The 23,239-nt window shown below is 61.9% G+C and carries 9 protein-coding genes; 1 reads left to right on the top strand and 8 read right to left on the bottom strand.

Annotation, left to right across the window (positions count from 1 at the left end; genetic code table 11):
- From WFP78_RS19500 to WFP78_RS19485, 5 genes are read right to left on the bottom strand one after another with little or no spacing between them, the layout of a single operon-like run.
- Positions 1-375 (bottom strand): type IV pilus modification PilV family protein, encoded by a 375-nt coding sequence (locus WFP78_RS19500; RefSeq protein WP_275489299.1) that lies wholly within the window; start codon positions 373-375, stop codon positions 1-3.
- Positions 372-806 (bottom strand): pilus assembly FimT family protein, encoded by a 435-nt coding sequence (locus WFP78_RS23475; RefSeq protein ID WP_419723002.1) that lies wholly within the window; start codon positions 804-806, stop codon positions 372-374. Before WFP78_RS23475 ends, WFP78_RS19500 begins: the two co-directional genes overlap by 4 nt.
- A complete protein-coding gene (gspG, locus tag WFP78_RS19495; RefSeq protein ID WP_275489300.1) occupies positions 790-1,224 on the bottom strand; it encodes a type II secretion system major pseudopilin GspG in 435 nt (144 codons plus the stop codon). The genes WFP78_RS23475 and gspG overlap by 17 nt, the downstream gene beginning before the upstream one ends.
- 13 nt (positions 1,225-1,237) lie before the next feature.
- Positions 1,238-2,449, bottom strand: coding sequence for a type II secretion system F family protein (locus tag WFP78_RS19490; RefSeq protein WP_275489301.1), 1,212 nt, complete (start codon positions 2,447-2,449; stop codon positions 1,238-1,240).
- Positions 2,449-4,200 (bottom strand): GspE/PulE family protein, encoded by a 1,752-nt coding sequence (locus WFP78_RS19485; protein ID WP_275489302.1) that lies wholly within the window; start codon positions 4,198-4,200, stop codon positions 2,449-2,451. The genes WFP78_RS19490 and WFP78_RS19485 overlap by 1 nt, the downstream gene beginning before the upstream one ends.
- Before the next feature lie 530 nt (positions 4,201-4,730).
- Between WFP78_RS19485 and WFP78_RS19480 the strand changes: the two genes are divergently transcribed.
- Positions 4,731-6,416, top strand: a complete 1,686-nt coding sequence (locus tag WFP78_RS19480) for a substrate-binding domain-containing protein (protein WP_275489303.1) — start codon at positions 4,731-4,733, stop codon at positions 6,414-6,416.
- Positions 6,417-6,545: 129 nt separating this feature from the next.
- Here WFP78_RS19480 and WFP78_RS19475 read toward each other — a convergent pair whose 3' ends face one another.
- From WFP78_RS19475 to WFP78_RS19465, 3 genes are all read right to left on the bottom strand, one after another.
- Positions 6,546-8,405 (bottom strand): sulfotransferase, encoded by a 1,860-nt coding sequence (locus WFP78_RS19475; protein WP_275489304.1) that lies wholly within the window; start codon positions 8,403-8,405, stop codon positions 6,546-6,548.
- 61 nt (positions 8,406-8,466) lie between these two features.
- Positions 8,467-9,957, bottom strand: coding sequence for a Hint domain-containing protein (locus WFP78_RS19470; RefSeq protein ID WP_275489305.1), 1,491 nt, complete (start codon positions 9,955-9,957; stop codon positions 8,467-8,469).
- Positions 9,958-10,003: 46 nt separating this feature from the next.
- Positions 10,004-23,083 (bottom strand): filamentous haemagglutinin family protein, encoded by a 13,080-nt coding sequence (locus WFP78_RS19465; RefSeq protein ID WP_336965959.1) that lies wholly within the window; start codon positions 23,081-23,083, stop codon positions 10,004-10,006.
- Positions 23,084-23,239 lie beyond the last annotated feature (156 nt).

The raw sequence follows: 23,239 nt of genomic DNA, 5'->3' as shown, positions 1-23,239 counted from the left end.
TCACTGATCCAATCGCAGAGTTTCGACCCGGACGAGCTGGCGCCCCGTGTTGCGGTCCAGAACGTCGATCCGCACCTGCTGAAGGGCAGCCGCGCTATCACGGGCTTCGCTGCGCACAGTGTGGTGGGTGTAACGCCATGCAAGATCACCCTGGTGTCCGCTTTCCGGCAGCTCGCCTGGTCCTGAGGTGATACTGGCATGTGCTAGGAGGGAACGTGCAAGCAGGACGGCTTCGCGTTTCTGGGCGGTTCGGTTGCCTGCAAGCGCATGCGTGGAAACCGAATCGAACAGCATGGCGGACATGCCGGCGATGACAGCGAGGGAGACCAGCGTCTCGACGAGGCTGAAACCGGCTTCAGAGGGCGCCACCTTCATGATATCCGCTCGATGAGGCCGGTGGTGGGACGTACTCTCCAGCGCCGAACTCTGACGCCATCGGCAACCGCAACTTCGCCACCGCTCGCAGTCCCATCGGGGTAGAAGGTGACGCCGCCGGCGCGAGGGGTTCCGCGTAACCGTGCAGGCAGACGATCCACGACTGCACCAGCAGCAAAATCCCGCTGGTCAGAAGATATTGCAAAACGAACGGTGATGCCGCGACGCATCGCGTCCGCTCGCGCGCTACGAAGCGCTGTCTCGAAGCGGGTCGCCCCATCCAGAAACTCCTGGTAGCGCAAGGCAGCCCCTACTGCGGGAAACGCGATTCCTGCAGCAAGTCCAAGGATCGCCAGAATGACCAGAGCCTCAAGAAGCGTGAACCCCGCGTCGGGGTGAGAGTGAGCCCTCGTATCACCAACTGCCCACATCCTTGGCCTCCCCGGTGCCGCCAGGTTTGCCGTCGGAGCCGAGGCTGTAGACATCGACCTCGCCATGCTCGCCGGGAATCCGCAGCAAATAGGGGCGTCCCCACGGATCGGTGATGGCAGACTGCTCGGGGAGATAAGGCCCGTTCCAGCTCGGAAGATTCTGAGGAGCCTTCACCAGCGCTTCAAGGCCCTCTTGCTCGGTTGGATAGCGCGAGGCGTCGAGTTTGAAGAGATTGAGCGCTGCGACGACGTTCTTCGCCTGGACCTGTGCGGTCTTGGACTTGGAACTGTCGAGATACTTGATGACCTGCGGGCCGACGATCGCCGCTAGGAGGCCTAGGATCGCCAGAACGACAAGAAGCTCGAGGAGTGTAAATCCGGCTTCCTGCCCAGCGTCTTTTCCGGATCGTTTTCTCATTCTGTTTCTCCCTTCATGAAGACAGCGCTACGTCGTTGAATCCGAGGATCGCGGACATGATGGAGGCAATGATGCTCGCCACGGTCACGCCGAGCAGGACCGTGATGACAGGTGTGAGTATCCCGATGATGCGTTGGAGACGTGTGCGAACGTCTCGGTCGAGAACGTCGGCAAGGCGGGTCAACATCATGCCGAGCTGTGAGGTTTCCTCGCCTGTTCGCAGAAAGCCGATTGCAAGCTTAGGCAAGACGCCAGACGCGGCTAGTGGGGCTGTAAGTCCCCCGCCCTCTTTGACGCCGTCTGCGACTTTGCCGATCGCTCCTGCCAGAACCTGGTTGGTCAATGTGCGTTGTGAGAGCGCCAAGGCTGCGGGAAGACCGACTTCGCCTTCAATTAGCGCGCCCAGCGTGCGCGCGAACCTGGCGGTCTCGATGCGGCGAATAAGCTCGCCCAACAGCGGCATTCGAAGCGCCAAGCGGTCGCGTGCGAAACGCACCGCGGGCTGGCGAAGGGCAAGCGCTCCGGCAAAGATTGTCGCGCCGAGAACCGCGAGCATCGCGAGCCCATAATGGCGAAGCATCTGGCTAGCCGTCATAACGACTACCGTTGCCGTCGGCAGCTTCTGCGAAGTGCTGGTGAACATGCGCTCGAACTGCGGAACGACGAAGAGGAGCATCAGGAGGACGACGCCAACCGCAATCACGATGAGGGCGATCGGGTAGATCATCGATGAGGTGACCAGACGCCGCAACTCGGCTTCCTGTTCGAGGGCACTCGCCAAGCGTGTCAGTGCTTCCCCAAGCCGGCCGTTCGCCTCGCCCGCTTCCGCCATCGCGACTGCGGTCGGCGAGAACAGTTCCGGTTTCTGCGCCATGGCGCGCGAGAGCGGCGCGCCCTCGCGTACATCGCGGAGTATGTCGGCGAGATGGACGGCAACGTCCTTGTCCTCGACGTTTTCAACGGCCAACGATAGCGCGCGGTCGAGTTGGAGGCCGGCTTCGAGGAGTACCGCCAGTTCACCGACACTGATCGCAGCGGCCTGGCGCCCTTTGCCCCGCGCTTTTGTCCGCTTAGCGGTCTCCGTAGCCGGAACAACCACAAGTTCGAGTGGGCGGGCGCCATTACGACGCAACGCAGCCGCGGCATCGCGGCGATCGCTGGCTTCGAGCTCGCCTGAAAGGCTCGAACCGTCGCTTTTGACGGCCCGGTAATGGTAAGTCGCCATCAGCCGTCCCCGCTCCCGACACGCATCACTTCTTCAAGTGTCGTGAGGCCTGCTGCCGCCTTGGCAACGCCATCAGCAACAAGGCTGCGCATTCCCCCGGCTTCCCCCGCAGCCTGGATCTCGGGAGTGTCAGCGCTGTGCAGAATCAAGCGCGAGATGGCAGCATCGACGCGAAGGAACTCCAGTACCGCGACCCGTCCGGAATAGCCGCTGCCGCCGCATCGATCGCATCCATGCGCATGAAAGAATTGGGCTGGTTCGACGGAACCTAGCAACGGAGCCAGTACAGGGGGAATCTCGTCATCAGGACCATAAGGCCGTCTGCACTCGACACATAGCCGCCGCACGAGGCGCTGCGCCAGGATGCCGGTCAGGACCGATCCGAGGAGAAACGGCTCGACACCCATGTCCAGAAGGCGAGAGATCGCGCCTGCCGCAGTGTTGGTATGCAGCGTGGAGAGGATCATATGCCCGGTGAGCGCCGCCTGGACTGCAATCTGCGCGGTTTCCGTGTCACGAATCTCGCCCACCATCATGACGTCGGGGTCTTGCCGGAGGAAAGAGCGGAGCGCAGTGCTGAACGTAAAGCTGATGGCGGGATTGACCTGGGTCTGGATGACCCCTGGCAGCCGGTATTCGATGGGGTCTTCGACGGTGAGCAGCTTGCGGTAATCCGCGTTGAGTTCGGAAAGCGCCGCGTAAAGCGTGGTCGTCTTGCCGCTGCCGGTCGGCCCGGTGACGAGGACGATGCCATGCGGGCGGCCGATGGCCTCGCGCATCCTCGCGGTGAGTTCCGGGTCGAACCCCAGTGAGGTAAAATCAAGTGCAAGGCGTGAGCGGTCAAGGATGCGCATGACCACACTTTCGCCGTGGATAGACGGTGAGGTCGCGACGCGTAGATCGATTTCATGGCCGCGAACCGAGATACGCAATCGGCCGTCCTGTGGTAGGCGGCGCTCGGCGATGTTGAGGCTCGCCATCACCTTGATGCGAGAGACCAGTGGGGCCCGCATCGCGAGTGGAAGCTTCGTCGCCTGCCTCAGCATGCCATCCACGCGGAAGCGAACGATCAACCCATCATCGCTCGGCTCTATATGTATGTCGGACGCTCGCTCGTCCGACGCGCGCGCGATCAGTCGGTTGACTGCGCGGATCACAGGCGCGTCGCTGACGAGGTCTTTCAACCTCTCGAGATCGTCGCTGTCGATCTCGCCTTCACCCTCTTCGGCAGCTTGCGCGGGCCCGTGGTAGAGCCGCTCGATCGCAGCGTCGATGTCGCTGGCCCTTGCGATCAGGCGTTCGACCGCCCTTCCCCCGAACATGAACTGGAACGCCTGCTCCGGGAACGGATCAAAGGGATCGCTTACAGCGATGCGGACTTTTGTTTCATCGGCGTAGATGGGGATCGCCCGCGTTTCGCGCAGGAAATCGAGGGAGAGCCCGGGGCCTTCGACAGCGGATGAAGGTAAGGCAGCCCCCTCGATCACCGGAAGACCGGTATGCGCAGACATTTCGGCTGCGATTCGGTCCTCAGAAAGCAGGCCGAGTCGGGTAACGACGGCATCGAGCCGTTCGTCGGTCTCGGCGTGAATGAGGAGCGCGCGCTGCAAGCTCTCGTCTGCAAGCAACGCCCGCGCGCGTAGCATCTCCTCGAATCCATTAGGATTCGCGGCATCCAGGCCATCCTCGTCCGTTACCGGCGCTTCCCGAACTTTATGCCAGGATCGTGCAATATTTGACGCGCGGAACATGCTACCCCTGCTCATGCCTCCTGTGACGGCCCCTGCGTAAGGGAAAGAAAATATCCAAGAGAACTAACTGGATATAAGCTATATCTTCGCATTGCTACAATATAGTTGCAATCAAAACTCCACTCATCCCGTCATGTTTAAAATGTCCAACCGAAATGGATAAAATAAACTGACGCGATTTGCGAGAGTCCAAGCCATTCATAACAAAACTGTCATTTAGACTCGATAGATTTTGATTGTCGGATAGTGATCGAGTCGCATTCCGGCAAACTTGATAGTCCGATTGTTATTGTCGGACGTGTGACCCGACTATTCGGGTAACGGCGGGTGGATATGAGTCCTCGCGACGATGTCTGCTGGCGCTGCGTGTAGAACGAGGGTCCGCGCCATATCTTACGATGTGGCGGTCGGGACTTTGCGTGACCGGGAATTTGCAAGGATCAGGCGCGCCGATCTTCGGGTTGGTGAACGATGATCTGCGCGCTGAAGACTGTACGTTTTTGTTTCAAACCGAATGTAGGAGAAATACAATGAAGCGTATCAATTCCGCGCTCTTCCTGGCGTCCGTCGCCAGCATGGCGCTCGCCTCTGGTGCAATGGCACAGACCCTCCCCACGCCCGGACCGAACGATGGCGTTAACCAACTGAACGGCGCTGGCGCCAGCTCAGTCACGAACGTCGTGAACGATGAAATCAGCTGGCTCAAGACCAACAGGCCCAACTTCGATGCTGAGTACGTGGCCACTGGCTCGGGCACCGGCAAGGCGGCTTGGCGCAGCAACACTCCGCAGGTGCCTGCAAAGCCGACCTGGAATACCGTCCAGTATGCGTTCTCGGACTCAACGATTTCGTCGAGCGACGTCACCACCTACAATACGAACGTCAAGCCGTTTGCCGGTGCTGGCGTCTTCTTGCCGAAGTTCGTGCTGCCAGTGGCCTTTGCGTATAACCCGGTCTACGCTAAGAACCCGACGTCGGGCGTCGAATATCGCTTCAACGTCCAGAATCCGCAGTCGCTTCCGGATGCCGTCACTGGCGCGGCCAAAGTTGTCGGTGGCCTGCGTCTGAGCCGTGATCTTTATTGCGGCATCTTCAACGGTGACATTAAAAACTGGAATAACAGTGCGCTTACTACCGCCAACGGCGGCGTATCGCTCAAGGATCCGGCCGACCCGAACTGGGGTACGGTAGACAACAGTTCTACGCAGGGCGTTCCGATCCGCCTGGTGGGTCGCCTTGACAAGTCTGGCACGACCGACATTTTCACTCGTGCGTTGAAGGCGCAGTGCGACACCCCTCTAGGTGCCGCCAACAACAAGTATGATGTCAACTCCGAAGCGCTGCCCTTCGACTATACTCCTGGTACTGCGCCTGATTTCACCCCGGCCCGATCCGACACTCCGTACAAGCCTCTCACGTCGACTCCTGCTGCGGGTACCTTCGCCGGTACCATCAACTCGGTCGGAAACCAGTATTTCGACAAGACGAGCCTCACAATCGTCTCGGTCAGCGGCGGCACCGCCTCGCAGCCGACGTCTGCCACGGGCAATGGCACGGGCCTATTCCTACTGGCGGACGGCAGCAGCACGGTGAGCAAGGCGATCGAGGCTGATCCCGATATTGGCACGTCCTCCTATCGTGTGAACGGCAAGCTCGGCTATATCGGCTCCGACTTCATCGCCAACGCCAAGGGCGCTTCGCAGAAGGTGTTTGCCGCAGCCGTCTCGCGGCCGGTGCTGGGGTCCCCGTTCCTCCTGCCGAGCGCCTCGAACGGAACTACTGCAGTTGGCACGGTGCTCCCGCCGCAGTCTGACTCCAATGGCGACTACCTCGCGACAGCGGCCGGCGATCGCGGCGATCCGCTGTCGTGGTATAGTGTGCTCTATCCGACCCCAACCACGGGTCTGGCAAATCCGGCTCTCGGATATCCCATCACCGGAACAACCCAGATTCTGCTGAACACCTGCTACAAGGCGAACAACTATCCGAGCATCGTCACGTGGCTGGGGTACAATGTGGGTACGCCGACGACTGTGTTCACCGACGACGCAACTGGCCTTCTTGCCAAGTCGAACATCGCGGCGGTTCCGGGCAGTTGGCAGCGCGCCATCACCCAGACCTTCCTTGTGAACGCCGGCGGAACCTTGGGCGCTCGCAAACTCTGGATCGAGGCCGCCTCGCCTAGCTCAGACCACTGCAAAGTCACGGGCAACTGATCCACAAAAATACGCCAAACTCGGCAGCCCCGGAGAAATCCGGGGCTGTTATTCTTTCAGCAAGCTCAAAAGCCGGGAGCGCAGACACTACCTTGACAACATAACGATCAACCGTCGGATCGCTACAACTCACCTTTCGACGGTGTAGCCCAGCCGGTCGATTGCGGGTTCTAGGATCGGAATGACAGGATCGATATGCTTCAGGTAGTTACGATAGCGGTGGACCGAGTGGGTGTAGAGAGGCTCGGTGACCTGGGCGTAGCTAGCGGTACGGGCGTAACGGGCGTTCTCGTGAAACGCTAGCACGGCCGGGTCGAAAGGTGCACCGATGAATCCGAGCAAGTCGCGGACCTGATTTTCCTGGTCGGCGACCAGATCCTCATAGCGCACGGCATGATAATTCAGCGGCAGCGCGGCGCGGTAATCGGCGATGAGATCGGCGATTAGGGCGTAATGGGTCGCCGCCGACTCCAGGGCATAGGCGCAGTGGAACCCGTGAGTCAGGCCATTCGAGAACACCGATAGCACTACGTCGAGCGGATGGCGCACCAGATGCACGATCGGTGAGCGGGGGAAAAGGATGTGGATCAGCCCCAGGTGAGTCTCGTTGAGCGGCATCTTATCGGTGAACCAACGTTTCGCCGGATCTACCGCACCGAACCGCACCGCTTCGTTTAGATAGAGATCGCGCAGGCTGTCGACCTGGCCAGCCCGGTCACCGAGCCACATTTCGGAGAGAGCCTTGGGATAGGTGAGCAGGCTGCCGAGCAGACTCTGCGCGCGGTCAGCAAGCTGGTGGATAATAGGCAGTTCATCGCCGGCGGCGATGTCGGGATGCGCGCTCAGCGTCTGCTCGACCAGCGTCGTGCCCGAGCGCGGGAAGCCAATAATGAAGATCGGCTGGGCATGATCCTCACGCACGCTCGCACGCGGCAGCAGGCGCGAGCGTCCCTCGGTGAAGAACGCCCGCAGGTCCGCGACCAGTCTGGCGGCATGCTCGGCCTGATAGCCATGTCCGAGCACTTCTCTCTGTCTGGCCTTGAACGCGGCGAATGTCGCGAACGCCTCATCGTAGCGGCCCATGCTGTCAAGGATCTGGCCTTTCTCCTGCAAGCCGCCAGAGGAACCAGTTCCCCCTTCGTCCGCGTCGAGCAGGGCAAGGGCCCGGTCATTGTCGCGGGTGCGGCGGAACAATGTCGCGCGCGCGATCGGAAGCTGCGGATGGCCCGGCGTCATCGCTTCGGCCCGATCGAGCAAAGCTAACGCCGCCTCGAACTTGCGATCGGACTCTTCGAGCTTCGCCCATGCCAGCAGCAGGTTCGGATCGGTGGAGCTTTCCGCAAGCCTCTCGAACAGCGCACGCGCTTCATCAATCCGGCCCTGGTCGCGCAGGGCGACCGCAAGGCTGGCCTCGATGTCGCGACGCGGTACGTCGGGTCCGCGCGGTACAGGCAGGTTTAGCGCGATTCGGAAGTGATGCTCGGCCGCCTTGCCATTGTTCGAGGTGAGGAAAGCCCGGCCGATGATCATGTGCGAGATCAGCGCTTCCGGCGCGAGCCTCACCATAATCCGGGCGTGGAACTGCGCGCGCAGCATGTCTTGGCGCGCCAGAAAATACTGCGCGGCGATCATCCGGGCGACGGGATCGTTGAGATGGATACGCGCCAGCCGATCGACCACCGCGCTGGCCGCATCCCAGCTCTCGTCCTTCTGTAGCAGATCGAAGAGCGCCTGCAACGCCTCCTTGTGGCCGGGCGCGAGGGCCAGGATCGCAAGCGCGGCCGCTCGCAGCCCTTCTCGGTCGTGCCGCTTGCGTGCCGCTTCTAGCACATCCGCCTTGTCCGCCTCGTCCTCGGGCAGTTCGCGGACCACCTGCCGGGGATCGATCCCGCAGCAGTGCATGCGCAACAACCCCGAGCCGCAGGGACAGGCCTCGGGGGCCATGATGACGGCATCGGGAGCTACAGTCGTATCGATGGTATCGAGCAAGGCCGCGCTTCCGCAAAAGAGAGCCGGTCCGGACCCGCACAGGCCCGGACCAGTTAACAGGTCAGGCCGCGACGCGCAGGGCGACGGCTTCGCGCCGCCAGGTAGGCGCGACCATGGCGAGCTCGATTTCGATCGAGCAGGCGCCGCGGCCGGCAAGATCGATCACGCTCTCTCCATCACTCCAGCGCCAGGCGGTGTCGCCATGGTTCTCGGTGATATGGAAACCGACACCGAAAAGATCGGCATCGAGAGCGACCGCCTCACCGTCAATCCGCAAGGCCGAGATGGCGACGCCAAGGCAGCGGCGATCGGCCATGCCCGGCATGATATGAGCGAGCACCCCGCTGGCCGAGCGCAGCACCACGCGTTCAGCGGCCGGCACCTGGAAGCGGAAGCTACCCTCCTGCTCGGGCAGGATCGTGACGCCATCGGCCTCGATCACCAGGTCGGCGACTTCGCTGCGCATCCAGCCCAGATCTTCCGCGTAGGCGAACAGGCGCTGCTGGATCGTGGTCAGCTGGGGTCCGTCCATCACCATCGGCGCGCAGGCATCGTCCCAGCTCTTGGGATCGAGGCGGCCGTGCAGTTCGATGCTCTCGCCATTGTTGATGAACGAGCGCCGATTGCCGTCGTCGAGATAGGACTCGCAGGGCAGGCCCTCGGCGACGATCACGTCATGGCTGTCGAGCTCGATATGGAAATAGCGCACACTCTCGACAGCGTCCTGCACGATGGTCGCGCCGTTGATGAGCTGGCCGACCGGAACCAGCACGCCGTCGACATAGACGGCATGGCCGGGCGACAGGCGCACATCGCGCTCCGGCAGGCCAGGGCCAAAGGCGCCGGCGCAGATGCGGACCGGGTTGACTTCGTTCGGGCGCGGATGGCGTGCCGGGCGGGCAGCGAGTTCACCGATCCACTTGATGGTGCGCGCCTCGCCCGAGGCCGTGAACACCAGATCGCCGACATTCAGCTGCTCGACCGTGACGCGGCCGGCCGGAGTGTTGATCCCGGTCGCCTCCGCGAAACATATCACGGGCGGAGCAAATTTGCTGGTGTCGTTGTTGAAGACGGCACTCGCCGGTACAGCATTGGAACTACCCGTTTCAAACTGCGAAACAACGCCGTAACTCCCGAAGATGAATGTATTTGCCGCGTAGAAATCTGCATTCATAACACCATATGAACCAGTTATCGGTTGACCTTCTGGCGCAAAGGAGAGCAGCACTTGCTTTTCGGAAAGCAACAATCCGTTCTCTGTAAACCCATGCACCCAGTAAGTTTTTTCATTGCCGTCAAACTTTATCGCTCCAAAGGTTGGAAAGTAATAAATTTGAAAACCTTCTTGAGAACCAAAGCTGGACCCCGTATAATCTCCGTTTACAACTTCTATCTTTCCAACTATTTGCGAAGGTCCAGAGGGATCCCTAAAATGAATATCGTATCCACCTGATGAATTTTGATCCATAGTTGGAACTATAACTTTACGTATAACATCTTCATCAAAGTCTAAGCCATTAAGAGCGTCTATGTTGAAGGGGTTTACGGCCATTTTAAATCTCCAAAATAACGTTGTCTTTAGGATTGGATGGTATTCTTTATCTGCAATCCGGGTCTCCCGGACTATTAGGGTCGCAACGTCCGTCGCTGGCAGGTCCAAGCACATCGACCGTGATCAGCGAGCGCTGGTCGCGCTGGTTATTGGATGATGCCGCTTGCGCTGCCTGCGCGGCGATTGCGGAACTTGCGTCCTGTGGGGTGGCCACTGCTACCTGTGCGGTCGTCGTGGGCACGCCGGTGATATCGCCCGCCGCCTGGAAGTTGTCTGCGTTTGCGACCTGCGCCGCCGCCACCGCGATACGGCCCGACGCACGCACACCGGCATCGCCGGCGTCGACCAGACCTACCGGCGCGATGAGATAGATATCCGATGGTGGATCATCTGGTGTGCGCTGGAACGAACCGATACCCGCTCCAGCCACACTGCCCGCGCTGTCCACCTCGGTAAAACCATTCTGATCAAACCGGACTGTAATCGGCGGAAAGTTCGCCGCATTCTTCGGACCCTGTCCAGCCGCTACGTCGCCATTCGACGACCACATAGTGATCTCACCGGATTGCTGCGAGAACACACGGCTCTGATTCAGGACGACATCTCCATCCGTGAATGCATTGATAGGCCCGCCACGTAGGGTCAAAATACCCTCGTAACCAAGTGGGATAGCATCAAAGGGAGTGGGAAATGGCGAAAGACGGCCGCCCTCAAAGAGTCCGTGAGGGGCCATACTCGGCCCAGGATTCGTGAATGGAGTCATGTGCAGCGCAGGTTGTTGAGATGTCCGCACAATCGACCCGGCGATCAGGTCCCCACCCGGGCCGAGGATAGATACCGCGCCACCACGCGCAGTCTGGATGGTGGACAGCCGCAGATCCAGATTACCGGTGAGAATACGCTCGGCCTTCTGGGGCTTTCCGTCAACGATGGCGCGTACGGGTACGCCTAGCGGCCGATCCTCGGTGATGGTCGAAGGATTGGTCGTATAGGGCGCGAGATTGTCGGTATAGCCAAGCTCGGGCGAGAAGAGCGTGTTCACCACGCGATAGCCGCGCACATATTGCAAGTGGGACGGACTTTCGGTCCTAGCCGCCTGCGACAGTTCGTTAAAATAGAGCGTGTCGATCAGGAAGCGTTGCTGACGCAGAAGATCGATGCCGGCGAACGCCGCATAGAGCTCGCTGGTCTTGCCATAGGCCGCGCTTATGAGCCCTTCGCCGGCCGGAGGGTTCGCTCCGAAGATCGCGCTGAATGCGGCCGGATCATTGGTCCGCAACCAATCGGCCAGCATCGGCGCATAGATCGGCTTCGTCCGGTCAGGCTTGCGGTTGCCGAAGCTGTCCGTGATCTGCTCGAACAGGTCGCCGTCGAGCTTCGCGAAATTCTCCGGGTTGAGGTAGGTTTCGCGAAGTGCGGCATAGTCGGCGCCGCCCTTCATCCCAAATCGAACACTCAAGCTCGCACCCTCGTCCGACAACCAAGGGTTATATTCATTACCGATCGTGCGGATCCCGCCTGCACTGTCAGCGCCGTTTATGCGGACAGAGGAGACGAATGGTCCCAAATCACCGCCAGCCTCGACGATGAATGAACCGGGCCCACCGAGGATGAAATTATTCGACCGAATGAAAGTAAAACGAGCGCTACTGCCAACACTCCCGAAAATGTCACCACCCGCACGCACACGAGTGGTGTCCTCGAACGCAACATTCTGGCCCTGGAAGAACAAATCTATGATATCACCGCCCGCAGTGATCCGTGCCTGCTTCGGCAGAAATATCGCGCCGCGATTGATATTGCCGTCTGTGTAAATGCGAACCGGTTCAAAGTCGCCGGCGTGGGTAATAAATTGGTTATGCTGTAATCGTCGTTCGATGTTGGTCGTTGCGGTCGTTACACCCGGCAACTGGAAATAGCGCGATCCGCTAGAAAAGGCCCCGCCGACCAAACCAGGATCGCTATCATCCATGCCGATGACCAGATCTTGTAGCCCACCAACGCTCAGTATGCGGAGTTGCCCAAAGGCAGAAGGGTACAGAATTTGCGCACTGTTCTGTGGTAGTTCCACGCTCCCTGCGAAGGAGATGAGCGTCACGCTAGGCGGCAGAATTTGGGAAAAATCGACTTCAGTTCCGAACTCGGTCTTGAATGACGGAAATTGCCCATAATCCTTGGCATTACCAAGGCCGTCAGTCTGAGCGACTCGCGAAGTCTCCGTGGCTGACAACTTTACGGAAGCAACAGGCGAATAGAATCCACCCGAACTTTGTGACTGATCTACACCAAGTGCCGAAATACTAGCGAGAGTTGCCGAACCGCCAGCAGATACATCGACGACTGCGTCGGAAACCCGCACGCGCAGATATTGCAGCGTCTCTTGAGGCAGAGGTTCTCGGCCTGATGCGGTGATATCGCGTCCAGCACGGATACCCGCTGCTCCGCCCGCAATATCCACCGCGCCCGCCAAGACGTCCCGTCCCGCCAGCAGCGAGAGATCACCTCGGCCGAAGGTCAGCATCATCTTGCCTGCATCAGCAAGCGTCGTCGTCGCGGTCGAACCCAACGCCACGGTCAATTGAGATACGTCGCGGCCCGCATTCACGCTCACATCGCCGCCCGCGAGTGCACCAACACCCGAGCGGAAATAGCTGGGTGCAAGGCCGATTTCGGTATCGTTACCCACGGCACCGGTTCGCCATGGCTGGGTGGATTGCGATCCCGCCGTATCGTTGGCCCATGTGCTTTCGTTGGAGCTGGCACCGGTATAACTTTGACCGCGCGTGCCAAATAGTTGAGTCCACTCGTCGCGCCGGCCGAGCACATCACGCCCGGCAATAAGGAACACATCGCCGCCGCCATGGGCCAGCACTGGCTGGTTCCCTGTAATTCCCTTGGGCGAAGGGATGAAATCCACCGCCTCGGCAATAGGCGACAGGTAAGAGCTGTCAGGTGTGAGCGACACAATCTGGTCGGTGCCGACAATACGCCCACGAACATCCGACGGCGCGATCCGAACGCCAGCGGTGTAGATTGCCGAGGAAGCAAACTGCACCGCATCCGTTGAGTTGCCCAAATAGCTTGGAGCCGAGACTTGGGTGCCGTCAGCACGGCGATAGACGGCCTGCTCACCCCCTCGCAGGTCGATGTCGCGCGATGCGGCCATCGCGATATTGCCATCGCCGGTTCGCACAGCCGTGCGAACGAAGGCCTGATTGGGCGCGTTCGGGGCGGTTTGCTGGTTGGCGTTGCCGTAGCGGATCACCGGCGGACTGAGATTAACGCTGTAGCCGGTGCGACCGCTTGCTATACCTGCCCGGTAGGTTGGCTCGAAGCTCTGCAGGAACGCGATGACCTCGTTGAGGGGTGCGATGATTCCGGTCGGATTGGTGGCATTGCCAACGAAGCTGTAGCCCTTGCCGGCGAAATACACCCGAGCTGCAGCACGGGTGTCCGCGCCCAAACCGGCCGTATTTCCCCAATTGAATTGGGTGTAGGCATCATCTTTCAGCAAATTAAGTTGCGCAGTGGTATCGGTAAGATCGAGCGTATCACCGATATCGAAGCTGACCTTTGTTGGGTCTGTTGTTGCGCGCTGCAGGCGGAACTGGAGCGGGCCGTCATAGGCGACCGTACCGGTCGCGGTCAGCCGATAGCTGTATTCGCCCTGGAGGGTAACGTCGGCGTTGAGCGCGCGGTCGACCACCAGCGGATTGGCCGAGAGTGTGTTGCCCGCGCCGGCCACCAGGCGAAGGTCCGACGAATGCATCGCCACATCACCCTCGAGCAGCGGGAACAGTTCGGCAAAGCCCAGCGTGTTCCGACTCTCGCCACCGGCATCCGCGCCATTGCCCGCCAGTGAGAGTGGCGAGTTGATATTGGCGGCTCCGATATATTGATCACCTTGGGTGGCAGCCGTGGTGAGCGAAATCGTCAGGGTGCTGGATGCACCGGGATTGGCACCGGTGCCATAGGAAGCAATATTGCCACAGGAGCCGCTCGCGCCACCGCAAGAGAACTGAAGCGCCGGCTGCCAGGTACGATCCCCGCCGCCGAGCTGCCAATTGATGTAATCGGCATCGGACTTGTCACGGAACGTGAAGAACCCGTCCGAGATCGAGCGATTGATGGTCAGATCGTTGCCGGCGCGAAGGGTGACCACCGGCGCTTCGCCGCGAGCCGAGCCACCGTCGGTGCGGTAGAGGAACGTTGCGTAGCGATCGAGCAGTTGGCCTTCCTTGCCGGGCACGACCTTGTAGCGTGGCTCGCTGCCGGTGCTGATCTCGGGGATCAGTTCGAGCACGCCGGCGTCTACGGCCGCTTGCAACTGCGCGGGCGAGAAGCTGGCGGCGGCGAGGTTCCACTGGCTGGCGGTCTCGATGCTGCCGGTCGAAGCCAGTTCGACCCCGGGCCGCAGGCGCATGCCATCGAGGCTCGAGCCATCGAGCGTCGAGACGTCGAACGTCTGGATGAACCGGACCAGCGAGCTTTTGCCGTCGGCGAGCGCCATGTCGGTGGTGAACGGGTTGGCCCCGGTCGCCCCGAAGTCGAGCAGGATCGCACCGTCAGACCCACGCGTGATGCCGCTATAGAGGCCGCTGTCGGCCATAGCGTCGAGATCATAGCGCTGGAAGGCTTCGAGCTGGATCGAGTCAGCGCCAAGGATGGTCCCGCGTTGGCTCAGAGCCACCTTGTCACGGTTACCGCCGATGACGGGCGCGCGGAACGTCACGGTGCCGCCCTGATCGGGCTCGGCGTAGCGATAGACGGTGACCGGGCTGCCGGTGGCCGGATCGGTGATCACTTGCGGGATCATCCGGCCGACACCGGGCTCGGCCTGGGTGCGCCTTGCGCCGACGTCGATCGTCGCGCCGCTGGCGATGGTGAGGCTGGCCGCTTCGCTGCCGATGCCGATGGTGACGTCGCCAGCCTTGGCGGGTCGGCTGTCAGTGTCCGCATAGCCGGTCGTGTGCGTATCGAGCTTCGCGGTCGAGGCGAGCGTCACGCCGTTCTGGCCCCACAGGGCAATATCGCCGCCGTTGACGGCTGCGTTGCGTGCGGCATCGGCGGTCATGCCGGTGACATCGACGCCCGAGGTGTCGAGCGTGCCCGCGATCGAGATGCTTCCACCATCGGCGGTCAGCGTCACATTCTTCGCCTTGAGGCTCTGGCCTTCAGCAAGGTCGAGATTACCCGCGCCGGTGCGGACCCAGACATCGCCGCCGAACTGGGTGCCGTAGCTCTCGACGAACCCGCCAAAGTCGAAGCTGCCGGTCCCGCTGTCGAGGGTGAATGACCCCTGCCGCAGAGCGGCTTTGGCCGGTTCGCCGTCCGTTGCTTCTACGTCAGGATCCACCGCGAGGCCGGGATTGAGCGCGGCGAGCAGGGTCACGCTGCCGTTGCCTGCAAGCAGGTTCAGCGTGCCGGCATTGCCGTTGCCAGTGTCTGTAGTCAGCGCCGAGCCTGCATCGGTCTCAATGCTGCCGTTTGCGCTGAACAGGTTGAGCGTACCGCCGCCCGCCGAGACGGTGACCGGATCGACCTCGTCGCCGAAGGTCTTCTCATAGCCCGGAACGCTGAGGGTCGCCCCGGAGAGGCTTATGTCGCCCTCACTCTGCAGGTCGATGATCCCCGCGGTCGCGCGGATCGCGGTGCCGCTGATCGACACCGACGCCACCCGATCGTCGATCGTGCCGAACGCGATGCGCGCACCGGGCGTCGCATTGCCCTCGATCTTGGCTTCAGCATTGGTCCCGGTTGCGCTGATCGCCACCGCGCCGCTGGTGAGGAAAGTGTAATCCGGGCGCACCGTCTGATTGCGCGGATCGGCAGCGGCCGTGCGCTCGGCAATGAATGGCGTGTTGAGCGTCAGGGCGGCGCTGCCAACGTCCAGGCTGCCCTTGCCCTCGACATAGAGGCCGTCGCTCGCGGCGAGGGTCACGCCGTCGCTGAACCCGCTGGCGCGTACCGCATTGTTGCCGAGACTGATCGTTTTGGCTCCAAGGCTGAGGCTTCCGGCGCTGCCGCACAGCGCGTTGCTTGCGCAGCCATCGGCGGCATTGCCGCTGTTGGCGAGGCGCACCTTGCCCGCTTCGATCCGCACGGCCGAACCTGCCGCAGCCTGTGGATCGGCGGCAAGGCTCGCGGTATCGAGCACCAGGTCATTGAAGCTGTGCTTGCCCGCCGCAAACCGGATCGAGCCCGGCGAACGTACCGTCAGGCGCTCAGCCGCACCGAGCTTGGCCGCAAGGCTGGTCCCGATCGCGCCGGCTTCGCCCGAGGCGTCAGCGCTGCCGGCAAAGTGGATATCCGAGCCCGAGATCGCCGCATATTTGGCGTTGAGGTTGGCGCCGTCAGCGACCGCGAAGCGGCCGCTGGTGTCGAGAGCCAGGGCTTCACCGCTCAACGTCGCAGCCCCGATCTCGATCGCGCTGTCGCCGGTTCCCGTGCGGGCAACGAGACGCTCGGCGCCATTGGCGAGGCGCAGGATCGATCCGGCGGCCGACGCCTTGTAATCAGCACTGGTTTTGATCGCAGGGTCGCCGGTGGCGGCGAGTGTTGCGCCGTCTTCGATCGCGAGCACGGAGCCCGCGCCTCCGACTGCAAGCAGAAGCTCGCCAGCAGAGAGGTGCGCGTCGCCGGCGACCGTCAGGTTAGTGGCCGATGCCGTGATCGTGGTGGTGCCATCGGCGTTGTCGCTGCGGCGGCCGCCGACCAGCAGGCTCGGCGCATTGAGCTTCGCCAGCGTGCTGTCGGCGATCAGCAGCACGCCGTCAGCGGCCTCTGTGCCATCGGCGGCGATCAGGATGTTCGAACCAAGGATGTCGATCTGGCCCGCCTGGCCGCCTTCGCCGGCGCTAAGGTCGAACGCACCCGCGAGCTTCAATTCGCTCAAGGGCGCGAGCACGACGCGCGCGGCGTCCAGCGGCAGGCGCGGACGGACGTCGGGATCGCGGCCCGTCAGATAGTCCGAGCCGCTCGTGGTCTTGATCGAGGAGTATTTGGTGAAGACGTCCTTCGTCTGAACCGTGAACGAATGGCGGGTCGATTCCGAGATGCCCGTTCCAGCAAAGGCATAGGTGCCGCCGACCACAACCGAACCGTCGAGTAACTGCGTGCTGGTCCCCGGCAGCGGCGCGGCCAAGCCTGTATTCTCGACCAGGCGCAGCGCGCCGGGGATCGCCATCGCATATTTTGCAGGGACCAGCAGATACTCGCCTCCGGCGATGCCGTGACCACCGTCGAGGGTGACGGTCTTGCCGGCCTGCGCCCGATAGAGATCGGGATAGTCGGCCGAGTAGATCGGATCGTAAGGCGCGATCTTGCCCGCCTCGCTCACCGGCACCAGCGCATAGACTTGGCGTTGATCGGCGAACTGGTAGCCTGTCCCGGTGACCGGGTCGTAGCCATTGGCGCTGAAGGCATCGCGGTTGAAACGGTCGAGCACGTCGCGCGAGCCGCCTACGCCGGACTGGAACTCATAGGCATAGACGTCGCCGCCACCGCGACCGTCGATCAGCGCGCCCTCGGCCTGCACGATGCTCTCAGCCGACAGCACAAGCTCGCCAACTGGGAGCTTGGTCAGCGGCGTGCCTACGGTCGGGAAGTAATATTCCACACCGTCCGTGGTCGTGCCGTAGGGAACGATCAATCCCGCGCCCGACACCGAGGTTACGCTGCCCGTACCGAAGGTCAGCTTCTCAGTCGGGGTCGACATCAGCGATCCGCCGACGCCGATCCGGATCGGTGTGGTGCTGCCGAACTCGAGCAGGCCCAGCGGCGCCGCGATATAGCCGTTTTGCACAATCTCGCGCGCCAGGACGCGAAGATGTGTGCCTGCGGAAAGTGGAGCAGGCGCTTTTGGATCGAGGAAGTTGTTCCCGAAGGTGATCCGATGGTCGTCAAGCGCTGCGATATCGAACGGTCGTTGCGAGTAGCCGCCGGAAACGCTTGTCAGCGCCCCTTCAAGCATGCCCTGCAAATTGCCGGTGCCGGTCGTGGCATAGGTTCGGCGCGCGTCGATCAGTATGTCTGCGGCTGTGACGAGAGCACCGTCATAGGTAGGGCGTCCCGGTGCCTGTCCCCAGTCCACCCCGGTCAGGCGCATATCGCCGGGTGTCGCGAAGGTGAGCGAGGCTATGGATCGTTCGAAGCCGATGGCTCCGGCGATGTCGATGCCCTGGCCGCCGGCAATCAGTCGGACATTGCCGTCACCTTCGAGACCCGCAACGTCCGGGGTTCTTCCCCACCGACTTGCGAGCCGCACATAGCCGGCGCGCAGGGTCGCATCCGTTCCGGCCGTCGCTCCGATCGACACCGCCGCGTCCGCAACATAGAGGTTGCTTGCCACAAGCGGATCCTGCGAGGTGACGATGAGCGCCTTGCGCAACGCCAGATCGAAGGAACCGTCAAGCGTGAGTCCGGCGCGCGCGACCACGCTATCGAAGCCGCTGCTGGAAATTAGACTGGTGGAAAGATAGTCCCTTGAACCATTCCCGGTCCCGATCGTGGGATCCAGCCATTCGAGCGTGCCACCTTCGGCCTGCGCCACTCCACCATGGGCGTTGATCGGGGCCGTGCCGAGGGTGCCGCCGGCCAGCGCCGAGATCGTTCCTGCCTTGCTCCACTCGAGCCAGGGCGTGATCGCGCCGAGACTGCCGGCCATCTCGAAGGTCGCGCTGGCGCCGCTGATATCGAGTGCCGATCCGTCTTCTCGCACCAGCGCTCGACCCGACATCGCGACATCGCGTTGACCCGGACCAACCAGTCGTCCCACCTCTTGGGAAGCCTTAAGTCGAATGGAACCGCCGTCGATCACACGTCCGGTCAAGAGTTGCCGGCCGCCGATAATCGAGGCGCGGGGATTGGTGATCGCGATACCGGAGAGGTCAGTCTTGCTCCCGGCAGCGAGCACGATGCCATCAGCCGTGTCGACCAGCCCCAGGAAATGGATCAACCGATCGGCGCCGTCCTTCGAAACCAGTTCCGCATTCGTCAAAAGTCGACCACGATTGGTTGGATCGGTGAGCCCTGCCGCATTCTCCGCACTTTCGAGGAACCTGCCCTGACTGTCGATCGCTCCACCAAAGGCGTCCGATAGATCGCGCACACCAAGGCCGCCGACGATCAGGCTGTCGACCAGATCGTTCCGCTGGACAATCGAGCCGCCGTGCAGGGTGATGGAGCCGGCATTGTAGAGCTTGCCGATCGTGATCGAGGCTTCCGGCGCGCCCGTGACCGTGCCGCCCGCCATGACGTCGAGCTCGGTCAGACCGCCCAGCACCAGGTGCGCCGCCTTGCGATCCCACAACGCCACATTGGTGGTCGGCGCAAGGAAAGGCTGTGCGAGCAGGCTGGAGCCGGTGCCGAGGCCGCGTAGTGCCTTGCTCTGATCGGCGGTCAGCAGTGTCGGCAGCATCCACTGGGTGAGATCGAAGGTCTCGCCGTTCTGGACGACGAAGCGCGTCGTCTCGAGGACCGCCGACTTTGCCACCCGGTCGTTGGCGAACAGATCATCGACGATACGCGAACGGTAGCTGGAGACATCCAGTGTGCCGAAGCCGGTGGTCTTGAAAAAGTCGAGGCCAATATGCGTGCTTCCGGCCCGGTTGTCAGAACCGAAGCTCACATCGGGCGCTACCAGCGAGAACTGCCCACCGCCAGCGAACCCGAATCCCAGGATCGACGCATTCGTAATATCGACGGTCGAACGCTGGGCGTCGGGAACCAGGCTGGGCAGGATCGCCGTCCTACTGTTCGCAACCCCGGGAATAGGGGTGAACTCAATCGACTGGGTCGGCGCGCCTCCGACTGGCCACAAAGACAAGCCGCGCGGTTCATTGAAAAGTGTGCCGCTATCGGTCAGACGTGGCGATGCGTAGGTGGTCTGATTGACCAACGATACATTGCCGCCTTTGCCGTCGAGCACCAGGCTGCCGGTGGGGGTGACATAGCCTCCCGAGGTGGCATCCAGCGTGCCGGAAACACGAATGCTGCCCGACAGATCCGCCGCCTGTGTTGCCGTTGCCAGGCTGTCTCCAATCGCGACGAAGACGTTGGGCGCGACGGTCAGGCTGATACGACCGCCATCGCGCCAAGCCCCGCCGAGAAGCGTACCGGTGTGGTTATAGTCATTGACCCACTGGCCTGCCGTCGAAAGCTTGCCAGATACGACAATATCGAACGGATTCAGGGCGCCGGGGTCAGCAGCGTAGAGATAATTGCTGCTGATATCGTCGCCATTGCTGTCGCCATATAGGCCTGTGCGGAAGGCCGAGCCGTTGCTGACAGTGGGATTCAAGCCCACAAAGAGGTCGTTCAGCATTTGGCCCGACAGCTCTGTTCTTGCTGCAATAGTTCCTGATGCCACAGTGACATTCCCGTCGAACCGGATGGTACGACCGGCTTCGACCGAAAGAATGCCGCCCGGCGTGAGCGTCAGATCCGATACCCCGGTGATGCGGAGCGCATCGGGTGTTTGCAGCGTGACCGGATTGAGCCCGGCAAACGTCACCATACCTGCAGCGGTGAGCGAAAGCTCGGATAGCCCCGCAGCGTTGAGCATCGCGTCGGACAGCAGAAGTTCGGCACGGTTGGCTTCCACCGTTCCGCGCGTGCCATGATAGACCAGGACATCGCCGAGTGAGGAAATCGACAGTGCACCGCCTGAAGGCAGTTCATAAGGGCTTGCCTGCAGTGACCGACCCAGCATGGTCGGCACCAGACTTGCCTTGCTGTCTCCGGCGACCTGCCGCGCACCCGCAAAGGCATTGGCGTGGACCATGCCCTCAACGGTCACCGCTGCACCGCTGATCGTCAGCGCCCCCGCATCACGGCCTTCGTCATAGGCCGCATCGACCCGCGCGCGCTGCCCGGTGCCGAGCTGCCAGTTGCGCAGCATCCCGACCCGCGGTTGCCGCACCTCGGTGGTGCTGGTGATGACGTCGACATAGACGTCGTTGGGGTTGGCCCGCGCGATATCGACGATGCGTCCGTCCGAAGTCACCAGCTTGCTGGTCTTGACCGCACCCGAAGCATAGCTAACCCAGCCGCCGGAGATGTCGATCGTCGCGCCGCTCGCGACGTGCACGCTCGGCGCGGTATCGACCGTGATACCGGTGAAGTTTATGGGATTGCTTGTGGCAAGCGTGACCGTGCCGCCTTTGGTCATGAACTCGGCCGCTGTTGCCGGCAGTTGCCCGGCGATGCTGGCCCCTTCGATCAGCGGCGAGCCTACCCAAGCGACACCGTCATCGCGTACGCCTGAGACACGTGGGTCGATGAAGATCGTCTTGCCGTTGAGGCTGAAATTGCCGTCGACCTCGACCTCGCGATAGTTTGGGCTATCGCGCAATTCGCCGCGCTTGACCGGTGCGATCTCGATCGAGTTGCGCGAGGCGTCGAGTTGCACATCCTTGAGGCCCGCAACGTCGATCAGCGCACCCCGTGCGATGTCGATACGGCCGAGATGATCGCGAATTTCGACGCCAGCATCTGGAACGTCGTTGACCTTGATCACACCAATGCCGACATCGGCTCCAGGCGCATGAATCAGCGCATTCTCGCCCATCGTAAAGTCGGTTCCGATGAGCGCACCGAGCTTCTGGTAAGGACGAAGGATCTGAGTCCCGATCTCTATCTGCGATTGCTTGAAGCCGGCAGGTTCGTTTGTCGTTCCTACCGGGATGGTCTCACCATTGCCGTCAGGCGTGATCACGAGGGCGCCGGCATTTCGGGCATTGCTGCTGCCGCCAAGTGTGATTTCCCCGGCTGTGAGGGAGATCTTGCCGTTGCGCGCAACACTTGTGGTCGCCGTCAGCAAGCCATTCTGACTGATACTGCCGTTCGCCCCGGTCCCCAACGAGATATAGCCGCGACGGGATTCGATCAGGCCGGTATTGACGATCGTACCATCGGCCTGATCCTTGAAGACGAAGCTGTTGAGCTTGTAGCCACGAACGAACGGGTCGATGCTGGCATTGCCACCTGTGGACTCCTCATAAACGACAGCTCGGCCAGCCTGCAGGCTGACCTGGCCATCGATCGCGCTCAGTGTTCCAGCATTACGAATGTCGGGGCCGGCGAGCATCACGAACCCGCCCGCACCAGCTCCAATGCGAGCGCCGGCATCCACGACGATGCCGCCCTCGGCATCGGCTGCGAAAAGCGTACCGTCACCCTGCGACATTCCGGAAACGAGCAACGGCGCAACAGCGGTCGTGTTGTCGATCGTCATGCCCGTCGTGCCGTTGGCTGGCGTGAACAGGCCGCTCTCCAAATACGCAGCGTTGCGCTCGGCGATCGTCGTCGCCTGGGTTGGGCCGGTATTGCCCTGAACATAGCGGGCCGCGTTCCCCAGTTCGAGCGTCGAGGCGAGGAGGGAGTGTGTATTGACCTGGCTATCCTTGCCGAAGATGATGCCGGCGCGGTTGAGCACGACGACGGTGCCGTCGGCCTTGAGGTTGCCGAGAATCAGGCTCGGATCTGTCGCATTGGTGACGCGGTTGACCGCAACCCAGCCGGGCTGCGCGGTCCCGTTAGACTTCTGATTGAACTGCAGCGTCGTGTTCTTGCCGATATCAAACCGGTTCCAGGACAGCAGAGCCCGCTCCTGGTTCTGGTCGATGGTCACCGTGACATGACCGTCAGCGCCAGTCGTCTGCGACGGCAGCCCGGCACCCTGCCAGGTCTTGAGCCCCGTTAAATCATACTGGGCCCCCGCGCTGATCAACAGTTCGCTCGCACGCTGGGCGTTACCAGCGCGCGTCGCGGCGATCGCCTCCCGGATCGCTTCCGTCGGATCAAGACCGTTGCGATCCAGGCCATCCACCACCGGGCCGCGGTCTACTGCAGCCTTGATCGACGCCACATAAGACCGAATTTGGTCAACGCGGCCTTGAGTGGTTTGCTGGCGCTGCAGTGCCCCTTGCATCGTGCCCGAACGAACCGGCACGCCGCCTGTCTGCGTCGGGGCAGGACGCGGTTGCGCGGCGCCGCCGATGACTGCTCCCATGGTCTGAGCGGTGGCAACGGTCGGAAGTCCCCCGGTCGCAAGCGCAACGAAGCTTGCTCCGAGCAGGAGGAAACGACGCCGCGCGCCCGAGGAGAAGGAAGAACCAGACATCATGCGAAGGCTCCGGTCGGCGCTGGGCCGAACAGCTGAGAAGAAAAAATTCGGCGAAAACGAAGGCCTCGGCGCACCCTGATCTCAGAATGCGAGAGACGGCTTTCGTTTGTTACGCTTGCAAAATTGAAGCGGTGATCCCCCCTCCCCTTAATGGCG

The organism is Sphingobium aquiterrae (assembly GCF_037154135.1).
Lineage (GTDB): Bacteria > Pseudomonadota > Alphaproteobacteria > Sphingomonadales > Sphingomonadaceae > Sphingobium > Sphingobium aquiterrae.
This window is presented reverse-complemented; position numbering and strand designations above follow the sequence as displayed.